Genomic DNA, 840 nt, shown 5'->3' on the forward strand with positions numbered 1-840 from the left:
AATCTGCGGATCAAAGTTTGTTTGCTAACTCCCCGCAGCTTATCGCAAGCTACTACGTCCTTCATCGCCTGTAATCGCCAAGGCATCCGCCATGTGCACTTATTCACTTGTCCCTATAACGTTAGCTCCTGCGACTAACAGGAAGCGTTTATAGGAATAAGAAGTACTACGTTAATGCGTTTGTTGATACATACAATCATTACCCATCGTCCTACGTTTTACCGTAAAACGATCAATAAAAATTTACTTACTTCTTCCAGATTGTTAAAGAACATACAGCACTTGATCTCTAAAAGATCAAACCTAAATCGCAACCAAATCGGCTGACTTACGTTTGAACTTTTGGTGGAGGATGACGGGATCGAACCGACGACCCCCTGCTTGCAAAGCAGGTGCTCTCCCAGCTGAGCTAATCCCCCTTTTTTGTCAGGTGTCAGACTTTAGTCTGATACCTCACTATAGGACTGGTAGGGCTGGTTGGACTCGAACCAACGACCCCCGCGTTATCAACACGGTGCTCTAACCAGCTGAGCTACAGCCCCAAATGCTGTTCTTCTCTTATTGACAGTCGATAAGTGTGAACGCTTGATGAGTCGTCATTGCTGACTAGTGCGACTCTAGAAAGGAGGTGATCCAGCCGCACCTTCCGATACGGCTACCTTGTTACGACTTCACCCCAGTCACGAATCCTACCGTGGTAAGCGCCCTCCTTGCGGTTAAGCTACCTACTTCTGGTAAAACCCGCTCCCATGGTGTGACGGGCGGTGTGTACAAGACCCGGGAACGTATTCACCGCGACATGCTGATCCGCGATTACTAGCGATTCCAACTTCATGCAGT

2 tRNA genes and 2 rRNA genes are annotated in these 840 nt (G+C 48.0%); all 4 read right to left on the reverse strand.

The annotated features are described in order from the left end of the window. Positions 1–113, reverse strand: a 23S ribosomal RNA gene (locus tag GTP23_RS22375); the annotation flags it as partial. A gap of 230 nt (positions 114–343) precedes the next feature. Beyond that, positions 344–419, reverse strand: a tRNA-Ala gene (locus GTP23_RS22380). Between the two features lie 46 nt (positions 420–465). Further along, positions 466–542 (reverse strand) — tRNA-Ile (locus tag GTP23_RS22385). 79 nt (positions 543–621) lie between these two features. Next, positions 622–840, reverse strand: a 16S ribosomal RNA gene (locus tag GTP23_RS22390); the annotation flags it as partial.

The organism is Duganella fentianensis (assembly GCF_009857835.1).
Taxonomy (GTDB): domain Bacteria; phylum Pseudomonadota; class Gammaproteobacteria; order Burkholderiales; family Burkholderiaceae_D; genus Rugamonas; species Rugamonas fentianensis.